Raw genomic sequence first — 20,227 nt, 5'->3', positions numbered from 1 at the left:
TCTCACAGTTCGTAGTCGCCGTCGGAGTCGTGGTCGTTCCCGTACGGGGCGCCGTCGTGCCGGTCGCCGTCGTCCGCGTGCCCGGCGCGGCGCAGATCCAGGCGGACCGCCATCCCCTCGATGGTCGAGTGCTCCAGCAACTCGGCCATGCTCAAGGCGGGCAGCCGGTCGGCGAGCTGGATGAGGGTGAGCGAGGAGCCGCCCGCCTCGAAGAACTTCTCCCGGATCCCGACCCGCGCCCTGCCCAGCAGCCCGGTCCACGCCTCGGCCACGGTCCGCTCGCTGTCGGTGCGGGGCGGCAGATACGCGGGGTCCACCGTGGCGTCCGGCGAGGGCAGGGCCTGGCGGTCGACCTTGCCGTAGAGGTTCAGCGGCAGCCGTTCCATGGGGACGAACACCGTCGGAATCATCTGCTCCGGCAGCCGCGCCGCCAGGTGCTCCCGCAACTCCCCCGGCCCCGGTCCGGCCACGTCGGTCGCCTTGCTCACCACATACGCCACCAGGTGCCGCCCCGCGCCCTCCCCGGCGGCGACCACACACGCCTGCGCCACCTCGGGGTGCCCGGTGAGCGCGGCCTCCACCTCGCCGAGTTCCACACGCACGCCGCGCACCTTGACCTGGTCGTCGGACCGGCCGACGAAGCGGAGGGTGCCGTCGGGGGCCCAGCGCACCAGGTCGCCCGTGCGGTACATCCGCTCGCCCGGCTCGCCGAACGGGCAGGCCACAAAGCGCCCGGCGGTCAGCCCGCCGCGGCCCAGGTAGCCGCGCGCGAGGCAGTCCCCGGCGAGATGGAGCTCGCCGACGGCGCCCACCGGTACGGGCCGCAGCCACGGGTCCAGCACAAAGCACCGGGTGCCCGCGGCGGGCCTGCCGAGCGGCGGGGTGGCGGGCCCGGACAGCGGCGCGCTCATCACCGTGCATACGGTCGCTTCGGTCGGCCCGTAGCCGTTGAGCACCCGCCCCCTGCGCGACCAGCTCTCCACCGTCTCACCCGGCAGCGCCTCGCCGGCAGCGAACACGGTCACCCCGGGTACGGACGCGGCCGGCATGGTGGCCAGGACCGCGGGCGGTGCGACCAGATGGGTCACCCCGCGCTCCCTGATGAACCCGGTCAGCGCCGGCAGCGGCCCCGGCGGGGCCACCACGACGGCGCCCCCGGTGAGCAGCGGCGCGGCGAGCTCGAAGAACGCGCTGTCCCAGCCGGCCGAGAGCCACTGGAGCACCCTGCTGCCGGGCCCGATGCCCCCGTTCTGCTGCCCGGTGGCGGCCAGATTCGCGATGCCGCGGTGGGTGACAACGGTGCCCTTGGGACGCCCTGTGGAGCCGGAGGTGTAGATCACGTAGGCGGCGTTTTCGGGGTGGGCCCGCACCTTCGGCGCCGCCGTGTCCGGACGTCCGTCCGCCGCGCCCGTTCCGTCGAGGTCGAGGCTGAGGTCGAGGTCGAGGTCGAGGGTGAGCACGGGCACGCCCGGATCCCACCCGGAGTCCGCGGGCAGCAGCACCAGCGCGGCGCCCGCGTCGGCCAGCATCCACGCGCGCCGCTCCGCGGGGTGCGCCGGCTCGAGCGGCATCGTCGCCGCACCGGCCTTCCACACCGCCAGCTGGGCCGTCACCATGGCGACGCTGCGGGGCAGGCACAGGCCGACGATCGACTCGGGCCCGATGCCGCGAGCGGTGAGCGCGTGGGCCAGCCGGTCGGCCCGTCGGTCCAGTTCCGCGTACGTCACCTGCTCGGCGCCGTCGCCGCTCAGCAGGGCGAGCGCGTCCGGGCCGCGGCGGGCCTGCTCGGCGAACAGGTCCTGGATGCAGCCGAGGGGGACGGGGGTGAGCGGGGACCGGGTCCAGTCCCCGAGCACCTGCCGCCGCTCCTCGTCGGGCAGCATCGGCAGGTCCCCGACGCTCCGGTGCGGCTCCTCGGCCATGCCGCGCAGCACGGCCCGCAGTTGGGCCGCCAGCCGCTCGATGGTGGCGGCGTCGAAGAGCTCCGGGTCATAGCCCAGTTGCAGCACCAGCTCATCGCCCGGGTACGCGATCAGGGCGAGCGGATAGTTGGTGCTGTCGTCGCCGTCCAGCTCGACCACGCGCACCGCGTCGTGCTGGACGTCCGTCGGTTCACCGGGGTAGTTCTCGAACGCGACCGTGCTGTCGAACAGCCGGGTCCCGGCGGGCACTCCGCTGTGGGCCTGCTGCCGCGCCAGCGGATAGTGGCCGAACTCCCGCGCCACCGCCTGTTCCTCCTGGAGCCGGGCCAGCCAGTCGAGGGTGTCGGCCGCGGGGTCGACGGCGACCCGTACCGGCAGGGTGTTGATCAGCGGCCCGCTGATCGTCTCCACGCCGGGGACGGCGGTCGGGCGGATGGACACCGCGGCGCCGAACAGCACCTCGTCCACTCCGGCGTGCCGGGCCAGCAGCACCGCCCAGGCCGCCTGGACGACCGTGCCGACGGTGAGCCGGTGGCGCCGCGCGAAGTCTCCGATGTCCGGGGTGCCCGACAGCCGGAGGTCGAACGTCCGGATGTGGCCGCCGACCGGCCCCACGGGACGGTCGTACGGCAGCGGCGTGGGCGTGTCGAACCCGGCGAGCGCCTCCCGCCAGTACGCCTCGGCGGCCTCGTCGGCTCTGCCGTCCTGCCCGTGCAGCCACTCCACATAGTCCCGGAACGGCCTGCACACGAGGGGTTCTGGCGCCTCCCCCCGGGTGAGCGCGGCGCAGGCGGCGAGGGCCGCGTCCACGGTCCTGGTCAGGCTCCAGCCGTCGAAAAAGAGATGATGTGTCGTCAGCAGTACGTGCGCCCTGCTGTCCGACAGCCGCGAGATCGTCACCCGGAAGGGGATCGGGCTGCGCAGATCCAGCCCCTCGGCGCGGTCCCCGTCCTCCAGTCGGCGCAGTCGCGCACGCTGCTCGCCCGGCGGCAGCGACCGCAGGTCGTGGTGTGTGATCCGGGGCTCCGCGCGGTGCACGACCTGCACCGGCTCGGCGAGCCCGGACCAGTGCACCGTGCTGCGCAGTACGGGGTGCGCCGCCACCACCCGCCGCCAGGCGGCATCCAGCGCCCGCGGGTCCGTGACCCCGTCGATGACGAGCGTGAACCGGCGGCCGTAGACATCGAGCCGCTCGCCGCCGCTCAGCGAGTGGTACAGCATCCCGGACTGGAGAGGCGTCAGCGGATACACGTCCTCGACCGCGCGGCCGTCGCCGACCAGCGCGTCGACCTGTGCCTGGTCCAGCGAGGCGAGCGGATAGTCCGAGGGGGTACGCCCGCCGCTGCCGGGCGCCAGGCAGTGGGCGGTGAGCGCGCGCAGCGCGGCGAGCGTGCCGTCGGCGAGTCGCCGGATCTCCGTCTCGTCGTAGGCGGCGCGGGAGTAGTCCCAGGTGAAGATAAGTTCGCCGCCGGTGGTCTCGGCCGTCACCTCCAGCTCGAAGGGCCGGATCTCGTCCGGGTGGATGGCGTCGGTGAGCGGGAACTCCCGTCCGCTGTAGAAGCCACCGTGGGTGTCCAGGGGCGCGAACTGGCCGAGATAGTTGAAGTTGACGTGGGGCCGGGGCCCGTTCGGGGAGCCGTTCCGGCCCAGATAGCGCAGCGCGTCATGGCCCAGGCCGTGCCGGGGCACGGCCCGCAACTGCTCCTTGACGACCTTGAGGGCCGGGCCCCAGTCGGCGGCGTCCACCGCGTCTGCCGTATCAGCCATATCCGGCAGCTCGATGGTCACCGGGAACTGGGTGGTGAACCAGCCGACCGTACGGGAGATGTCCACCCCGTCGAAGAGCTGCTCCCGGCCATGGCCCTCCAGGTTGATCGCGACGGGCCCCGGGCCGAGCGCCCGCGCCAGCGCGGCCAGCAGGACGTCGTTCGGCCGGGTGCGGTAGGCGACGGGCACCTGGCGCAGCAGCGCCGCGGTCTCGTCCCGGCTCAGCCGGGCGGTCACGACCGCGCTGGTGCTGACGTCGGCGGGGGCGGCCATGCCCGGTGGCGGGGCCTGGACGGCGGTCCAGTAGGGCAGTTCGCCGTCGAGTCCGCCGGAGGCCACGTACTCGTTCAGCCGCCGCGCCCAGTCGGGGAACGACGTGGTCTTCGGGCCGAGGTCGATCGGGGTGCCCTCGGCGGCCTGGACGTAGGCGGTGCGCAGATCGTCCAGCAGGATCCGCCAGGAGACCCCGTCGACGACGAAGTGATGGACCATCAGCAGCAGTCGGGGGCTGCGCGCCGGGCCGAGGTCGATATAGACGGCCTTCAGGAGCGGCCCCGCGCGCAGATCGAGCGCGGCCTCGGCATGTGCGATGACGGTCGACATATCGGGGGACGGGGACGGGTCGTCGGCCAACTCGCCGCAGATCTGGAAGACGTCGCCGTCCCCCTCGGCCTCCACCTGCGCGATCCGCAGCCGCCAGGCCCCCTCGTCCCCCTCGGCATCGGCTCGTTCGGCCCGCGTCCGCAGCGCGTCATGGTGGGCGACGACCGCGTGCACGGCCGCCCGTACGGCCGTCACGTCCACCCCGGCGGCCAGCTCGACGCAGCGGGGCATGGTGAAGCGGTCGGGGCACGCGGTGATGTTCTCGAAGAACCAGTGCTGGATCGGGGTGAGCGGGAACGGCCCGAACACGGAGGCGTCGGACGCGTCCGCTGCCGCGGACGTATCACCGGAGGCACCGGGCGCGCCGGACTCGACGGACACCACGTCGGCCAGCTCGCGGATCGTCTGCCGCTGGAAGATGTCGCGCGACGCGATCCGCAGCCCTTCCCGGCCCAGTGCGGCGACGACCTGGACACTGAGGATCGAGTCGCCGCCGAGGGCGAAGAAGTTGTGGTCGATCCCGGGCCGTTCGACGCCGAGGACCGCCGTCCACGCCCGGGCCAGCATCCTTTCCGTGCGGGTGCGCGGCGCCGCGAAGCGGGTTCGGGCGGCGGGCAGCGCCGGATCCGGGAGGGCCGGGCGGTCGACCTTGCCGTTGCGGTTGACGGGCAGCTCGTCCAGCACCACGAAGGCGGACGGCACCATGGGCGCGGGCAGCACCTCCGCGACAAAGCGCCGCAGGGTCTCGGGGGTCGGCCGCCCGTCGGCCGACTGCCCGTCGGCGGCGACATACGCCACGAGGCGCTCGTCCCTGACCACCACCGCGACGCCACCCACCCCGGGGTGGGTGCCCAGCACCGCCTCGATCTCGCCCGGTTCGATCCGGAAGCCCCGCATCTTCACCTGCTGATCGACCCGGCCCCGGAACTCCAGCACCCCGTCGGCCCGCCGGCGGACCAGGTCCCCCGTGCGGTAGAGCCGCTCGCCGGGGACGTAGGGATCGGCCACAAAACGTTCGGCGGTGCGGCCGGGACTGCCCACATACCCCCGCCCGACTCCGGACCCGCCGATGTACAGCTCCCCGTCCATCCCGACCGGCACGGGCCGCAGATAGGGGTCGAGCACCTCGATGCGGGCGCCGTTGACGGGCCCGCCGATGGGCACGGCCCCGGCGACCGTGCCCGGGTCCGTGCCCGCGGGCAGCAGGTGCGCGGTGGACATGACGGTCGTCTCCGTGGGCCCGTACGCGTTGACGAACGTGCGCCCCGGCAGCCAGCCCGCCGCCAGCTCGGGCGGGCAGACCTCGCCGCAGGCGAGGACCGTTTCAAGCGCCGGGACCTCGTCCGGGGCGACCGTGGCGAGCAGCGCGGGCGTCAGCAACAGCAGCGTCACGCCGTCGCGGCGCAGCTGCTCGGCGAGGCCGAGGGTGCCGTCCCGTTCGCCCGCCTCGCTCAGGCACAGGGTCGCGCCGGAGAACAGCGGCGTCAGGGCCTGCCACAGCCCGCAGTCGAAGCAGATCGACAGATGCAGCAGCGTCCTGGTGGCCGGGCCGAAGCCGAACATGCGGCGGGCGTCCTCGGCGGCGAGCGCCAGGGAGCCGTGGGTGATCATCACGCCCTTGGGGCGGCCGGTCGAGCCCGAGGTGTAGAGGACATACGCCAGATTCGACGGCCCCACCTCGGTGCGCGGCGGCGCGGCCGCCCGTGCCGGCGGCTCGGCCCCGCCCGGATCCAGGCAGGTCACGGTCGTATCGCCGGGCAGCACATCGTGGAGCGGCTCGCGGGTCAGCACCACCCGCGTGCCGGTGTCCGCGAGCAGCAGCGCGAGGCGCTCACGCGGATACCCGGGGTCCAGCGGCACCATCACGCCCCCGGACTTGAGCACGGCGAGCAGCGCCACGATCAGGTCCGGGGAGCGCTCCAGACAGATCCCGACGGGTGTCTCGGGGCCGACCCCGCGCGCCACCAGCCGGTGGGCCAGCCCGTTGGCGCGTTCGTCCAGCTCGCGGTAGGTCAGCTCCGTCCCACCGTGCAGGACGGCGAGCTGCTCGGGGGTGCGCCGCGCCCACTCCTCGAACTGCTCATGGGCACCCCCGGACGGCCGTTCCCGGGACGAGGGCAGGGGCGGCGCGGAGAGCGCGGACGACTCCCGGCCGTCCCCGCCCATCGGCAGCAGCCGCAGCGGCCGCTCGGGATCGGCGGCGATCTCCGCCAGCAGCGCGGTCAGCTGAGCGCTGAGCCGTCGCACCGTCGCACCGTCGTAGAGATCGGTGTTGTAGTTGGCGTACAGCCGCAGCTCATCGCCCCGTTCGCGGAACTCCAGGGTCAGGTCGAAGTTGGCCGCGACCGTGGGAAGTTCGAGGTCCTCCGCGGTCAGCCCGGCGAAGTCCGGCTCTCCGGCGGGCGCGTTCTGCATCACCACCATGGCGCTGACCAGTGGCGAACGGGCCGGGTCGCGCTCCGGTGCCAGCGCCCGCACCACCCGCTCGAACGGTACGTCCGCGTGCGCGACGGCATCCAGCAGCGTGTCCCTGACCTGGCCGAGGAAGTCGCCGAAGGCCTGCCGCTCGTCCACCGTCGAGCGGATCACGACCGTATTGACGAAGTACCCGACCAGATCCGCCCACTCGGCCCGGCCCCGGCCCGACTCGGCGGTGCCGACCGCCACATCGGCCTGGCGGCAGTGGCGGGAGAGGAGGAGCTGGGCGGCCGCCATCAGCGTCGTGAACAGGCTCACCTGCCGCGCCCTGCTGAGCTCCTTCAGCCGGCCGGTCACCTCGGCCGGAACCGTGGCCCACTCCGCGGCACCCGCGGTGCCGCGGGTGGCGGGGCGCGGCCGGTCCGTGGGCAGCTCGGTGGGCGTCAGCCCGTCCAGCCGCGCACGCCAGTAGTCGAGCCGGCGATCGGCGTCGGCGCCGACCAGGTGTTCGCGCTGCCAGCGCGTGAAGTCGGCGTAGCGGGCGGCGAGCGGGGGCAGCTCGGCGGGCTCGCCGCGCACGGCGGCGGAGTAGCAGTGGGCGAGCTCCGAGAGCAGGACCTCGTTGGCCCAGCCGTCGGTGATGAGGTGGTGCATCGTCAGCGCGAGGACGTGTTCCTTGTCGCCGAGCCGTATGAGCAGGGCGCGCAGCGGCGGCGCCGCCCGCAGGTCGAAGACCGTGCCGTACTCTTCGCGCAACACCTGCTCCAGCGCGTCCTCCACGGATGGACCGGCATCGGTGTCCCGCAGGTCGACGGACTCCAGCGCCACCTCGCCCGGCGCCACCACCACCTGCGCACCCTGCCCGTCGACCTTCTGGAAGGTCGTACGGAGCGCGTCCTGCCGCGAGACCACCTCGGTCAGCGCCTTCCGCAGCGCCGCGACATCCAGCAGGCCGGTCAGCCGGAGGGCCTTGCCGATGTTGTACTCGGCGCCCGGCTCGTAGTCGTGCAGAAACCACAGTGGCTGTTGCGCGAACGACAGCGGCAGCCGCTCGTCGGCGCCCGCCCCGGACGGCGGCGCGCTCCGTACGGGCGGCCCGGCGGGCTCGGCGGGTGCCAGCACGGCGGCCAGCTCCGCCAGCGTCGGCCGGTCGAACAGGGCGCGGTACGGCCACCCGACGCCGAGCCGGGACCGGGCGAGGGCCGCGGCCTGGATGCCGATGACGGAGTCGCCGCCCAGGTTGAAGAAGTTGTCCTCGGCGCCCACCCGTTCGACGCCCAGCACCTCGGCCCAGATCCCGGCGAGCGCCCGCTCGGCGTCGGTGCGCGGCGGAACATACGCCGCCCCCCGCTCCGGCGCGGGCAGCGCACGCCGGTCCAGCTTCCCGCCCGGCAGCAGCGGAAGCCGGTCGAGCACGACGAACGCCGCGGGGACCATATGCGCGGGCAGGCTGTCGGTGAGAAAGACCCGTAACGCGTCGCCGCTCGGCCGTACGGGCGCGCCGTCGCCCGTCTCCGGCTCGACGTATCCGACGAGCCCCTGCCTGCCCTCCTCCCCCGCGGTCACGGCGGCGCGCCGCACCCCGGGGTAGCGCAGCAGGACGGCCTCGATCTCACCGGGCTCGATCCGGAAGCCCCGGACGCTCAACTGCTCGTCCGTACGGCCCAGATACTCCAGGTTTCCGTCGTCCCCCCACCGCACCAGGTCCCCGGTCCGGTACATCCGGGCCCCGTCCGGCGCGAACGGGTCGGCGACAAAGCGCCCGGCGGTCAGCGCCGCACGCCCGTGATAGCCGCGGGCGACCCCGCTGCCGCCCAGATACAGCTCGCCCTGCTGCCCGTCCCGCACCGGTCGCAGCCCGGAGTCCAGCACATAGGCGGCCGTACGCGCGAGGGGCCGCCCGATCGGCAGATACCGGCCCTGGACGGCCCGTACGGCCTCGGGTGTGGGGCGAGGGAGCAGCGCGCAGGAGTCGATGGTCGTCTCGGTCGTCCCATACGCGTTGACCACGACCGTGTCGGGATGCAGCCGCCCGGCGAGCTCCCGGTAGTCCCGGGCGGCCCAGCCCTCCGAGCCGACCGACAGCAGCCGCAGCGGCGGCATGCCGCGCCCCGCCCGCCCTGCCTCCCGCACCAGCTCCGTGGCGAGCCCCGGCATCGTCTCCACGGCCGTGCCCCCGTGCCGCTCGACCAGCTCCAGCAGCCGCGCCGGCTCGGTGACCGCCTCATCGGGAGCGATCACCAGAGCGCCACCGGCGAAGACGGAGCGCAGCATGTCCGCGAAGAACAGGTCGACGGACAGGCTGGTGACCGAGACGAAGCGCAGCGGCTCCGCGCGCAGCCCGTACAGCTCGTCCCAGGCCGCCCAGATATGGGCCAGCTGGCGGTGTTCGACGGCGACGCCCTTGGGCGGTCCTGTGGAACCGGAGGTATAGATGACGTAGGCGAGATCCTCGGGGGCGGGACGCGCCGCCGACGGCGCCTCGGCCTCTCCCCCGGCCCGGGCACCGGCCGTGTGATCCATCACCGTCAGCCCGGCCAGCCCGTCGAACAGCCCCGCCGTCCCCGGCTCGGCCACCACCACCCGCACGCCCGCGTCCTCGGCCATCCACCGCAGCCGGGCCCTCGGGTGTGCCGGGTCGAGCGGCACATAGGCCGCGCCGGACTTGAGTACGCCGAGCACGCCGACGGCCATCGCGGCGCCACGCCGTACGCTGAGGCCCACCAGCCGCTCGGGACCGGCTCCACGCTCGGTCAGGGCGTGGGCCAGGACGCCGGCCCGCCGGTCGAGCTCGGCGAACGACAGTTGCTCGTCCTCCGCGATGACCGCGGGGGCGTCCGGTGTGCGTGCCAACGTTTCCGCGAACAGGTCTAACGGCGCTCGCAAAGATCCTCCCCCGTCGCCTCACCGGCCGTTGCACGGACTTCATGTTTTCGCACGGCGTCAGGCCGCGGAAGATTTTTAAGTTGTGCGGTAAACAGCCAGGTCAACCGGACAGGAATGCCCGAGCGGTGCGCCGGGTGGCCGTGACGCCCGCGTCGGCCATCCGCCGCAGGTCGCGGGTCACACTCACCCGTTTCAGCCAGCGATCCGTACCGTCGAACCGCGGCCGGAAGGACCTGCGTCCATGGACACAGCGCTGGTTGTCCAGGAACAGGTAGTCCCCCGGCTCCAGGGCCAGGTCGCCGAGGTGCCGGCCGATCTCCTCCTTGAGCTCGTCCAGCGCCGCCCGCGCCTCCGGATCGTCCCCGGAGACGACGGTGAAGTCGGCGTCGACGCACAGCGACTGGTTGCCCGCCGGCCCCGCCAGGATCCGCGCCGGCGCCGGATCCGCCCATGCGCCGGCGTCGTCGCTGCCGGTGGGGCTGTGCGAGGTGTCGGGCAGGTGGTGGAAGCGCGGCATGCTCAGTACGGACCGGGTCCGCTCGGTCAGCCGCAGCGAGCGCAGCTCGGTGAGCGTGGTCGGCACCCGGTCCGGATTGCGCAGGCAGGCCAGCCCCAGATAGTGGGCCCGGTGCGGGTGGAAGGCGTCCTCCGTGTGCCAGCCGAGTTCGGCGGAGCTGCTCGCGCTGGTCTGCGAGCTCTGCGCGTACTCACTGGGCACCACATCGTGCACCAGGCGCCCGGCCTGCTGGGTCTCCCAGCCGAACACGTCGCCGAGCAGCACGCCGAGCAGCACCAGGCAGATCTCGGGCACCAGCGCCGGCTCCCTCGGCCGGCGTTCGAACTCCGCCGGAGTGGCGCCGAGTTCGTCGTCGCGCAGCCGGTGTCCGCGGACACGGAACGCGCCGATGTCGTCGCTGAACCGGACCCGTTCCAGCCACTCGCGCAGGCCGTACGGCAGCCGCTGGGCGTGCAGGCGCGCGTTGGCGATGAAGCGCGGGTCCTCCACGCTGTCATAGGTCCCCGCGACCTCGGCGGCCACCTTGTCCAGCAGCTCGCTTTCGGCCGCGTCGAGCCGGTAGACATCGCTCGGGTCCTCGACGGCCCTCTCTCCCGGCCGCGCGTCCTGGCTGTTGGGCATGGCCTCCTCTTCTCCTCAGGCGGGACGCCCGAGCAGGGCGCAGCCGACCGTGCCGTCCCGATCGATGCCGGTGACCAGGGCCAGATCCGCGGGCTCTGACCAGTGCCGCCCGGCGGCCAGGGCCGCCGACAGCTGTAGCCCCGCGGACGCGGCGAACGCGTCGCCCAGCAGCGGACGGCAGTGCAGCCAGTGCATGGCGGAGCGGCCGGTCACCGCGCGGATACCGGCTTCCTCCTGCTCCGAGTGCTCGCCCAGTGGCGCCACCAGCCGGATCCGGTCGGCGGTGGCGCCCGCCTTGGCGAGCACGGCACGCACGCACTCGGCGAGCTCGGCGCCACCCGTCTCAGGCTCCGGGGTCGCCCGGAAGTGCGTCGCCGGCACCGTGGCCACCGGGACGCGTCCGGCCGCCGCCGCGTCGGCTGCCGACTCCATCAGCGCGACCAGACAGCCCTCGCCCAGCGGCGCAGGGGTGTCGCTCGGCCCGCTTGCCGCGTCCACCAGGAGAGCCCGCGCCTGCGAATACTCCTCGGTGGCGCCGACCAGCAGCCGTCGGCAGTGCCCGCCACGGCACAGGCGGGCCCCGTAGCCGATCGCCAGCAGCGCGGACAGCCTGCCGCCGGCGATGGTCGTGTTCGGGCCCTTGAGGTGGTGCCAGATCGCACTCTGCCCCGCGGCCCGGTTGAGGAACGTGTCCGGGAACCGCATCGCGTCCACGTGATAGGGCCTGGACGCGGTGAGCGCCTCCCGGGTGAAGTCCATGGCGGCCTGCACATTGCCCTGGCCGACGCCGAGCACCAGCCCGATCCGTTCCGGGTCCTCGGTGACTTCGGGGCCGAGCTCGCGCAACAGCACATCGATGGCCGTCACGGCGAACGCCGTGGAGCGGCTCATCGTGCGGGTCCCCTTGCGCCCCAGGTGGTCCGCCGCCTTGAACCCCGGCACGACCGCGGCCCGGGCGGGCCCGGGGAACCCGGCCGCTTCCAGATCCGCCACCGCCGAGCGTCCGGACAGCAGTCCGTCGCGCAGGGCGTCGCGGCCCACGCCGTAGCCGGTCACGGTGGACCATCCCGACAGCACCAGGGCCCGGCTGTCCGCGTCCACCCCGCGCGGGCGCAGCGGCCCTGTCGCCTCGACCGTCGTCATGTCGTCTCCCGGGTCCGACCGAGCAGCAGAACCACGTTGTTGCCCGCGAACGCGAGCGCGTTGTTCTGCACCACGTTCAGCACGGCGGGGCGCGCCTGGTTCGGCACGCAGTCCAGCCCGCAGTCCGGGTCGGTGTTCATATGGTTGATGGTGGGCGGGATGAAGCCCTCGTGGATGGCCAGCGCGCAGGCGACCGTGGCCAGCGCGCTCGCCGCGCCCATCGCATGCCCGATCATGCTCTTCACCGACACCGTCGGCGGTGGGGCGGCGAACACCTGGCGGATCGCGCTGGTCTCGACCACGTCGTTGGTCGGGGTGCCGGTGCCGTGTGCCGAGATCAGGTCCACGTCCTCGGGCTTGATGCCGGCGTTGCGGTGCGCGAGCCGGATACACCGGGCCAGGCTGTCCCGGTCCGGGGCGACCGCGTGTCCCGCGTCGCAGTTGAGCCCGTAGCTGAGCACCTCGGCGTAGATCCGCGCGCCGCGGGCCCGCGCCGAGCGCAGGCTCTCCAGGAGCAGTACTCCGCTGCCCTCGCTGGCGAGCAGGCCCTTGCGGTCCCGGTCGAAGGGCTGGCACTTCTCGGGGGCGATGGTGCCGAACCGGTAGAAGCCGGTGAACGTCTTGCGGCACACGGCGTCCGCGCCACCGCACAGCGCGAAGTCGACGTCGCCGGCGCGCAGGGCGTCGAACGCGCTGCCGATCGCGTAGTTGCCCGCCGCGCAGGCCGTCCCGATCGTCATCGACTCGACGTCACGCAGCCCGAGTTCGCGGACCATGCCCGAGGTGAGCTGGTTCGCGTCGGCGCGCCTGGCCAGCGCGGGGTCGAGCCCCCCGGCACCGTCCGTCAGATACTGCTCGGTCAGGGTGTCCAGGTCACGCGTCTCGCCATCGCTGGTGCCGACGGACACGAGAGCCCGACGGCGCCGCAGTTCCTCGACGTCCAGTGCGGCGTCCGCCAGCGCCATCCGGGCACCCGCGACCGCGAACTGGGTGGCCCGGCCGATGCCCTCCGGTTCCAGTCGGTCCAGCCACTCGTGCGGGTCGAACCCGGTCACCTCGCACCCGATCGAGTGCGCGAAGCCGGTGGTGTCGAAGGCCGTGATCGGCTTCGCCCCGCTGCGCCCCTCACGCAGCCCGGCGCAGAAGTCGTCGACCCCGATGCCGATGCTGCTGACCACGCCGAGACCCGTGATCACCACTCTCTCCATGTCCCCGTCCGCGTTCACTTCGCCCTCCTCGCGTCGTGAAACCGGATCAGCGACTCGTGGCGAGGGCCTCGCCCACCACCACGAACACGTTCTTGAGATCGTCCATCAGATCCACCTTGGAGTCCTCGATCTCGACGTCGAAGGTGCGCTCCAGCGACGCGCCGAGTGCCACCAGCGCCATCGAATCGGCGCCGTACTCCTCGGTGAACGACCCGGTCAGGGTGATGTCCTCCGGTTCGATGTCGAGAACCTCGCACACCACGTCCTTGATGCGGGCCCGTTCCTCGTCCCCCAGCGCGGTCTCGGGCACAGGTGCGGTCATGACGTTGCCTCCAGTGGTGTCGTTCGGGACGCGGGCGGGATCCCACGCCACGGGTGGTCGGTCCGGCCACCGCTCAGAGAACGGCGAATCCCGGAAACGCCGAGCGGCCGACACCGGCCGTCGAGCGTTCGCGGACCGGGCCGAGCAGCTTCGGATCGGAGTTGAGGATCGCGAGCATGACCTCGCGCAGCAGCGCGCCGGGGTCGACGCCCAGCGAGCCGGTCAGCATCCTCCTGCCCTGCTCGTAGAGGGCGAGGGCGTCGGCCTGGCGGTCGCAGCGGTACAGGGCCGTCATCAGCTGCGCGCGGAACCGCTCCTGAAGCGGGTACTCGCGGACCAGCTGAGTCAGCCTCGGCACCAGCGAGGCGTGCCTGCCGAGCGCGAGTTCGGCCTCGAACCGGCCGGTGAGCGCCGTGATCCGGGCCTCCTCCAGCTGCGGTCGCACCGCTTCGGCGAGATGCGAGGACACATTCGCGAGCGCGGGCCCGCGCCACAGCGACAGGGCCGAGGACAGCAGCGAGACCGCCCGCTCGTAGTCGCCCGCGTCCAGCGCCTCGTGGCCGCGCTGCGACTGGTCGGTGAACTCGTCCAGGTCGAACCACGAGGACCCGATCTGCATCAGATAACCCGGCGAACGACGCATGATCCGGGCGTGCGGACCGAGCGTCTTCCGCAGCCGCGAGACGTAGGTGTATATCTGAGCGTTGCTGGTGGCGGGCGCCTTCTGACCCCACAGGTACTCACCCAGCTGCGAGTCGTACACCACCAGGTCGCCGGCCAGGAGCAGAGCGCTCAGCACAGTGCGCTGTTTGGCGCCGTGGAGCGGCAGCTGCTTCTCCCCGTGCCGCACCTCGACCTGTCCGAGAATCCGATACTCCATGCACCCCTCCGGTGTCGGCACCCGGACGACAACTCGCGAGCGGCACTACCGGTGACGCGGCACACCACCCACGTGAAACCAGCGGAAGACTACGAAGGCCCGATGACACGCCAGTGACTCCGCACTGACGGCCTGTCGAGCCCGTTGTCGTCCGTCGCGGGACCCATGAGGCCCGTCTTGCCGTTATGGCAAGTTTTCGTGCCAGGTCATGGTGCGCCTGGCAAGACTGAGGGTCCACCGACACAAGGAGTCCTGATGAGCACCACCGATGCGGTCGCATTCTGGGACAGCGTCTACGCGGCCCGGCCGGCAGCCGGCGACCCGCGGCCGAATGCTCGCCTCACCGAGATGGTGACGGGCCTGCCGCCCGGTGACGTGTTGGACCTCGGATGCGGCGAGGGCGGCGACGCGCTGTGGCTCGCCGGCCAGGGGTGGCAGGTCACCGCCACCGACATCTCGGCCGTGGCGGTCGAGCGGCTCGCCGCCCTCGCCCGCTCACACGGCCTGGGCGACCGCGTCAGCGCCGTACGGCACGACCTGCACACGTCGTTCCCGTCCGGCCGTTTCGACCTGATCTGCGCCCACTACCTGCACACCCCTCTCGACCTGGACCGGGCCACCGTCCTGCGCTCGGCCGCGCACGCACTGCGCCCGGGCGGGCGGCTGCTGGTCGTCGACCACGGCTCGACCTCGCCATGGTCGTGGAACCAGGACCCCGACCTCCGGTACCCGAGCCCGCAGGAGGTCGCCGCCGGTATCGCGCTGGCGCCGGAGACCTGGACGGTCGAGCGGGCCGACACCCCCCGCCGGATCGCGACCGGCCCGGGCGGGCGCACCGCCGAGGTCATCGACCATGTCCTCCTCATCCGCCGCACCGCCTGACCCGGTGGCCGGCGCCGCCCTTCAGCCCCGGGCCACCGCGATGGAGCCGGCGAGGCGCTCCCCGGCCTCGTAGACCATGTACGGCACGCCGCCGTCCGTGCCGAAGGTCGGAGCCGCCGAGCGCCCGTTGTCGGGCGGCGCGGAGCGGGAGTTGTAGAAGACGCCGAGGTGCTTGCGGAGCGAGAAGTCCGCCCCCACCTCGGTGATCATCATGTCGCCACCGCTGGACTTGTCCTTGTTGTAGACGACGAACGCGGAGCCGTCGCGCGTCAGCAGGTGCGGGCCGCCGATGTTCACCGCGCCCACGTCCGAGTGGCGCACCAGGGGTGTCTGGGCGAAGGTCCAGTTACGGCCGTCAGCGGACCAGCCCCAGCCGATGTCGCGGTGGTCGGTGGTGTTGTTGATCATGAACAGCATGACGTAGCGGGCGCCGCGGGAGGGCAGGTCGTACCGGAACACCCGGGCGTAGGACGTTTCGCTGGTGCCCGCGGGCATCATCGACGTCGTCAGCACCACCTTGTCGTAGGTGAAGTCCACCCCGTTCTTCGACCGGGCGAGCCGGGTCGTGGTGTTCTCGCCGTGGAAGTACAGCCAGAACTCCTTGGCGTCCTGGTTCCACAGCACATGCGGCGAGGAGACATGGGTGACCGAGTAGTGCGGGTCCCACTTGTTGGACACGATCGGGTTGTCCGGGTACTCGGTGAACGGGCCCTCCATGGAGTCGCCGTAGGCCAGGCAGATGCCGCCGGGCGCGTCGTGCGGCGCGTAGTACAGGTAGTAGCGGCCCAGCGGCGAGGAGAGCTTGTCGTAGACGCCGCGCACGGTGGGGAAGATGATCTCGCCCGTCGGGTTGTACTTCAGCTGCGACGGGGTGAGCAGCGTGCGGACGTAGGTGTAGTCGGGAAATCCGCCGGGCGCGGCCGACGCGGAGGGCGTCGCCAGCCCGCCGAACGTGAGCGCCGCGCCGGAGAGGGCGGTGGCGCGCAGGAACATCCGGCGGTCCGGGCCGGACTGCGGCTCATGCATGATCGGCTCCTGAAGTCGGTTGCTGTCAGAGGTAGGTGGCGGCGGTGACCCACAGGCCACCGAAGGCCACGGCCCACACGTAGGGCAGGGTGCGCACCATCACCTGGTGCGGGGAGACGCCCGCGTACTGGGCGCTCCACACGGTCTGGGTGCTGGTCGGGTCGGATACCCCGAAGACCTGGTTGTACGAGGCGGTCATGCCGAGGACGGCGACGGCCGGGTAGATGCCGGTGGCCACCAGGACGCCCGCGATGCCGGCGCCGAGGCCGAAGACGTTCAGGGGGCCGCGGAACAGGCACAGCGGCACCAGCAGGGTGAAGACGAGGACGAACAGCACGGCGTTCTGCGGGCTGACGGCCTTGACGAGGGGTTGCAGGGCGTCGATGGCGCCGGGCAGCTTCACCGCGGCGAGCAGGATGCCGATGGCCACGAAGAGGGTGATGGGCGGTGCGGCCACCTCGAACCCGCCGTACAGGGTGCGCAGCAGGCGGCGGTTCATCTCCCGCGGCCGGGTCGTCGTCACCAGCGCGTACAGCACGCCGCCCAGCAGCGAGGGGATGATGGCCACGTCCAGGCCGAGGGCGAGGGTGAGCGGGACCGCCGGGGTGAGCAGGGCGTACCAGGGGGCGTCGCCGAGCAGCCGGCGGCGGTCGCCGCGCGACGGCCGGGCCTGCACCGACTTCAGGGACCAGGTGTGCTCGACGCCGCGGCGCCGGGACTCCACGAGGACGTAGGCGACGGCGGCCACCAGCGCGAACGGGAACAGCTTCACCATGAAGCCGCGCACCGTGTCGACGGGCAGCTCCAGGGCGGTGGAGAAGAACTGCCACACCGGCAGTTCGAAGGGCACGCCGACGGCGATCCCCATGAGGACCGTGCCCGCGGCCGTCACCTTCGGGATGCCCACCGCGATCATCGCGGGGATACCGATCAGACCGGCGAGCATCGCCGCGGGCGCCGATCCGGTCACGGTGCCGACCAGCGCCGACACGGCGAGCACGCCGAGCGCCACGAACACCGGCCGGTCGCCGCCGAATTCGACGATCTTGCGGACCAGGGTGCCGGCGATACCGGTCTCCTCCAGGAGCTTGCCGAGCCATGAGCCCAGCAGGATCGCGATCATCGTGGCGGCGAGCGCGGGCGCCCCCTCCTGGAGCACCGTGTCGAGCACGCTGCCCTTGCCGGAGAGCGGCGCACCCGCCAGGAACGCGATCACCACGGCGAACAGCACCAGGGCGAACGCCGTGGGCAGCTTGCGGCTGAGCATGGCCGCGACCCCCGCGGCCATGACGAGCAGAATGACGACACCCATCGATCAGTTCTCGCTTTCACAGGACACGGCGGCGGCCAGCGCCTCCGTGAGCAGCAGGGGGCTGCGGCCCAGGCCGCAGGCGGCGTGGGCGTAGGCGTGCGCGGCGATCTCGTCCGCGCCCGCGACGTACGCGTACAGCCGGCGCCGCCCGAGCCGCAGTGCCGTGTGGCCCAGCGCCCGCTTGAACTCGGCGCGCACCGCGGCGTGGTGCAGCCAGGCGTGTGCGCGCTCGTGGGCGAGCGCCGCCGCGCGCACCGACCCCGCGGGGTACCAGTCCCGCCATCCGCGCTCGGCGACCAGCCGCTCGGCCCGCTCGACGGTGTCGACGTACACCTCGACCACCGGCGGCCGGGACCGGTACCGGGCCAGCAGCCCGGCGTCCAGTCCGCCGTCCCGCTCCACGACCCGTACGGCCTCGACACGCGGGGTCATCCGGCGGCCGAACTCCGTCGCCGTCACCGCCCAGTGGCGCAGCAGCACGGGATCGCGGCCCTCATGCGTGGGTGTTCCCCCGAGCAGCCGTACCGCGAGGTCCACATCGTGGTCATCGCTCATGTCCGCGACTCCACGACGGCGACGACCGGCTCCTCGGTGCCGCGCGGACGCAGCTCGGTGCGGGCCAGGGCCAGCAGCGCCTCGGGCTCCAGGACACCGGAGAGGTCCGCGATCCGGCCGCCCACCAGAAGCCGCACGGCCGGGGCCCGTACGCCTCCGTCGCCGTAGGAGGTCGCGTCGCGGACCAGCGCGGCAAGCGCCTCGCCGGAGCTTCCCACCGTCATGACCTCCACCCGCGCGTCGGCCGCGCCGAGCCGCACCACGCCGTCCGCGTCCACCACCCGCACCGGATGGCGGTCCGCCCGCAACCGGCGCCGCACCTCGGTGCCGTACACCGTGTACGCGTCCGTACCGGCCAGCGTCCGCACACGTGTCTCCGGCGCCTTGAGGCTGGTGGCGGCCGCGCGCAGCCGCTCGTCGGCGTCGGCGCGGTGCGCCCGGTCCTGGGTGCGCAGCTCGGTGGCGCCCGTCGCGACCGCCCGCACGGTGTTGGTCTGCGGGTCGACGGTCACCTCCACCTCGACGCCGTCGGCGGCGGCGCCCTGTGCGACGACGGCCCGCTCGGCCTCGGCGCGCACCGCGAGGATCTGCTCCTGGGTGGCGCCGGGCACGATGCGCTCGACCTGCTCGCGCACCAGCGCGAGCGCCACCCCGACGGGGCTGATCACCTCGCTGTGCCGGGCGATGCGCCCTTCGAGCCCGGCGGAGGCGGCCAGGTGCGGGGTCACCGCCGCCGCGCCGCCGCCCCCGCCGACGACGAGTACCGTGTCCCGGTCCAGGCGGTAGTCGCGGATCATGGTGTCCACCACCGACCTGACCTGCTCCGTCCCCGCGTCGAGGACCGCCCGGGCCGCACCGGCCACATCCGTGCCGAGGGCGGCGGCCAGCGGGGCGAGGGCGGCCCGCGCGACCGTCTGGTCGCTGCGCGCGAAGTCCTCCTCCCCGACCCGCCCGAGCGCGTTCGCCGCGCATGTCATCGTCACCGCGAACCGGCCGCCCGCCGCGTCGAGGACCAGGTAGTCGTCCGGGTCACCTGTCATCGGCCGGATCGTCGCCACCCGGGCGTCCCGCAGATCGTCGAGCGAGGCGAAGCAGGCGTAGGGCAGGCCGGCGATGTGCGCGCTGCGCGGACCGACGCCGGTCACCCGCCCGTCGGAGACCCGCACCATGGAACCGCCGCCGACCCCGACCGTGCGGACGTCGAGGGCGCTCAGATAGGAGGTCCTGCCGAGGATCGTCGCGTGGCGCACCGCCACCTTTCCCCGCCGCACCACGCTGATGTCGGTCGAAGTACCGCCCGTCTCCAGGAACACGCCCTCGCTGATCCGCTCCTGCATCAGCGCCCCGGCGACGCCTGCCGCCGGGCCCGACAGGATCGTCAGCAGCGGACGCCGGCGCATCTCGTCCAGCGACATCACACCGCCGTCGCAGCGCATCACCATCAGCGGCGCGGTCACCCCGGCCTTCGTGATGGACGCGTCCACCAGATCGGCCGTCGCCAGCATCCGCGGCAGGATCGCGGCGTTCACCACCGCCGTCCGGGTCCGCTTGTGCAGCCCGTACATCGAGGTGATCTCGTGGGCGGCGGCCAGCGGCAGCCCCGTGGACCGGGCCGCGTCGAGCACGGCCTGCTCGCCCTCGGGCCGGTCCACGCCGAACGGCTCCGTGGCGACGAGCACCTCGGCCCCCTCGGCGCGCACCCGCTCCACGGCCGCGCGCACCTCGGCCTCCTGGGACGGGTCGGCCACGTGGGCGTACGCCAGCGGAAGCCGTTTGCCGGGGGTGAGTTCGAGCTTGCCGAAGGCGGCGAGCCGCCGGGTGATCACCGCGCCGGGCCCGCCGCCGATCCCGATCAGCCCGACCGTGGCCACGTCGCCCTCCAGCAGGGCGTTGGTGGCCTGGGTCGTGCCGTGTGCCAGGAACACCACGTCGCCCGCCGTCCGGTCGACCTTGGCCAGGAGCTGTTCGAGCGCCTGGACGATGCCGTGGGCGACGCCGTCCTCGTGGTGGTGGCTGGTGGGCACCTTCACCTGGCCCACCAGCGTGAGCGTGGCGGCGTCCACCGCCACGGCATCGGTGAACGTGCCACCCACGTCGATGCCGACGCGGATGCGGCGGTCTGGTGTCATGGCGGGCACCTCCTTGTGTGTTGACGTGCTTGCGTG

General features: G+C 73.1%; 11 protein-coding genes. 1 reads left to right on the top strand and 10 read right to left on the bottom strand.

Going from position 1 to position 20,227, the window contains the following annotated elements; all coding sequences use genetic code 11:
* Window positions 1–2 precede the first annotated feature (2 nt).
* The 6 genes from ACH4S9_RS18415 to ACH4S9_RS18390 form a co-directional block, all read right to left on the bottom strand.
* Window positions 3–9,563, bottom strand: a complete 9,561-nt coding sequence (locus ACH4S9_RS18415; RefSeq protein WP_398372934.1) for an amino acid adenylation domain-containing protein — start codon at window positions 9,561–9,563, stop codon at window positions 3–5.
* A 133-nt stretch (window positions 9,564–9,696) separates the two neighbouring features.
* Window positions 9,697–10,734, bottom strand: a complete 1,038-nt coding sequence (gene gntD, locus ACH4S9_RS18410; protein ID WP_398372932.1) for a guanitoxin biosynthesis L-enduracididine beta-hydroxylase GntD — start codon at window positions 10,732–10,734, stop codon at window positions 9,697–9,699.
* 15 nt (window positions 10,735–10,749) lie between these two features.
* Window positions 10,750–11,877 (bottom strand): beta-ketoacyl synthase N-terminal-like domain-containing protein, encoded by a 1,128-nt coding sequence (locus ACH4S9_RS18405; RefSeq protein WP_398372930.1) that lies wholly within the window; start codon window positions 11,875–11,877, stop codon window positions 10,750–10,752.
* Complete coding sequence (locus ACH4S9_RS18400; RefSeq protein WP_361182084.1) at window positions 11,874–13,085, bottom strand: beta-ketoacyl-[acyl-carrier-protein] synthase family protein; 1,212 nt, start codon at window positions 13,083–13,085, stop codon at window positions 11,874–11,876. Before ACH4S9_RS18400 ends, ACH4S9_RS18405 begins: the two co-directional genes overlap by 4 nt.
* Before the next feature lie 46 nt (window positions 13,086–13,131).
* A complete protein-coding gene (locus ACH4S9_RS18395; RefSeq protein WP_311721769.1) occupies window positions 13,132–13,407 on the bottom strand; it encodes an acyl carrier protein in 276 nt (91 codons plus the stop codon).
* 73 nt (window positions 13,408–13,480) lie between these two features.
* Window positions 13,481–14,287 (bottom strand): AfsR/SARP family transcriptional regulator, encoded by an 807-nt coding sequence (locus ACH4S9_RS18390; protein ID WP_311721767.1) that lies wholly within the window; start codon window positions 14,285–14,287, stop codon window positions 13,481–13,483.
* 255 nt (window positions 14,288–14,542) lie between these two features.
* On the opposite strand from ACH4S9_RS18390, the gene ACH4S9_RS18385 reads away from it, so the two are divergent.
* Window positions 14,543–15,169 (top strand): class I SAM-dependent methyltransferase, encoded by a 627-nt coding sequence (locus ACH4S9_RS18385; protein ID WP_398372927.1) that lies wholly within the window; start codon window positions 14,543–14,545, stop codon window positions 15,167–15,169.
* 21 nt (window positions 15,170–15,190) lie between these two features.
* On the opposite strand, the gene ACH4S9_RS18380 is transcribed toward ACH4S9_RS18385, so the two are convergent.
* The 4 genes from ACH4S9_RS18380 to ACH4S9_RS18365 are packed head-to-tail and all read right to left on the bottom strand — an operon-like array spanning window position 15,191 to window position 20,191.
* Complete coding sequence (locus ACH4S9_RS18380; protein ID WP_385338553.1) at window positions 15,191–16,195, bottom strand: hypothetical protein; 1,005 nt, start codon at window positions 16,193–16,195, stop codon at window positions 15,191–15,193.
* Window positions 16,196–16,220: 25 nt separating this feature from the next.
* Window positions 16,221–17,507: a transporter gene (locus ACH4S9_RS18375; protein WP_398372924.1), complete on the bottom strand. Its 1,287-nt coding sequence runs from the start codon at window positions 17,505–17,507 to the stop codon at window positions 16,221–16,223.
* Window positions 17,508–17,510: 3 nt separating this feature from the next.
* On the bottom strand, window positions 17,511–18,062 hold the full coding sequence (locus ACH4S9_RS18370) for a hypothetical protein (RefSeq protein ID WP_311721763.1): 552 nt from the start codon (window positions 18,060–18,062) through the stop codon (window positions 17,511–17,513).
* Entirely contained in the window at window positions 18,059–20,191 is a 2,133-nt protein-coding gene (locus ACH4S9_RS18365; protein ID WP_398372922.1) for a hydantoinase/oxoprolinase family protein, read from the bottom strand. Before ACH4S9_RS18365 ends, ACH4S9_RS18370 begins: the two co-directional genes overlap by 4 nt.
* Window positions 20,192–20,227: the final 36 nt, after the last annotated feature.

It is taken from the genome of Streptomyces sp. NPDC021225 (assembly GCF_044332865.1).
In the GTDB taxonomy this organism is placed as follows: Bacteria; Actinomycetota; Actinomycetes; order Streptomycetales; family Streptomycetaceae; genus Streptomyces.
This window is presented reverse-complemented; position numbering and strand designations above follow the sequence as displayed.

Coding starts and splice junctions, on each gene's coding strand:
- gntD (WP_398372932.1), bottom strand. CDS start 10,734: ATGCCCAACAGCCAGGACGCGCGGCCGGGAGAGAGGGCCGTCGAGGAC.
- ACH4S9_RS18405 (WP_398372930.1), bottom strand. CDS start 11,877: ATGACGACGGTCGAGGCGACAGGGCCGCTGCGCCCGCGCGGGGTGGAC.
- ACH4S9_RS18400 (WP_361182084.1), bottom strand. CDS start 13,085: ATGGAGAGAGTGGTGATCACGGGTCTCGGCGTGGTCAGCAGCATCGGC.
- ACH4S9_RS18395 (WP_311721769.1), bottom strand. CDS start 13,407: ATGACCGCACCTGTGCCCGAGACCGCGCTGGGGGACGAGGAACGGGCC.
- ACH4S9_RS18390 (WP_311721767.1), bottom strand. CDS start 14,287: ATGGAGTATCGGATTCTCGGACAGGTCGAGGTGCGGCACGGGGAGAAG.
- ACH4S9_RS18385 (WP_398372927.1), top strand. CDS start 14,543: ATGAGCACCACCGATGCGGTCGCATTCTGGGACAGCGTCTACGCGGCC.
- ACH4S9_RS18380 (WP_385338553.1), bottom strand. CDS start 16,195: ATGCATGAGCCGCAGTCCGGCCCGGACCGCCGGATGTTCCTGCGCGCC.
- ACH4S9_RS18375 (WP_398372924.1), bottom strand. CDS start 17,507: ATGGGTGTCGTCATTCTGCTCGTCATGGCCGCGGGGGTCGCGGCCATG.
- ACH4S9_RS18370 (WP_311721763.1), bottom strand. CDS start 18,062: ATGAGCGATGACCACGATGTGGACCTCGCGGTACGGCTGCTCGGGGGA.
- ACH4S9_RS18365 (WP_398372922.1), bottom strand. CDS start 20,191: ATGACACCAGACCGCCGCATCCGCGTCGGCATCGACGTGGGTGGCACG.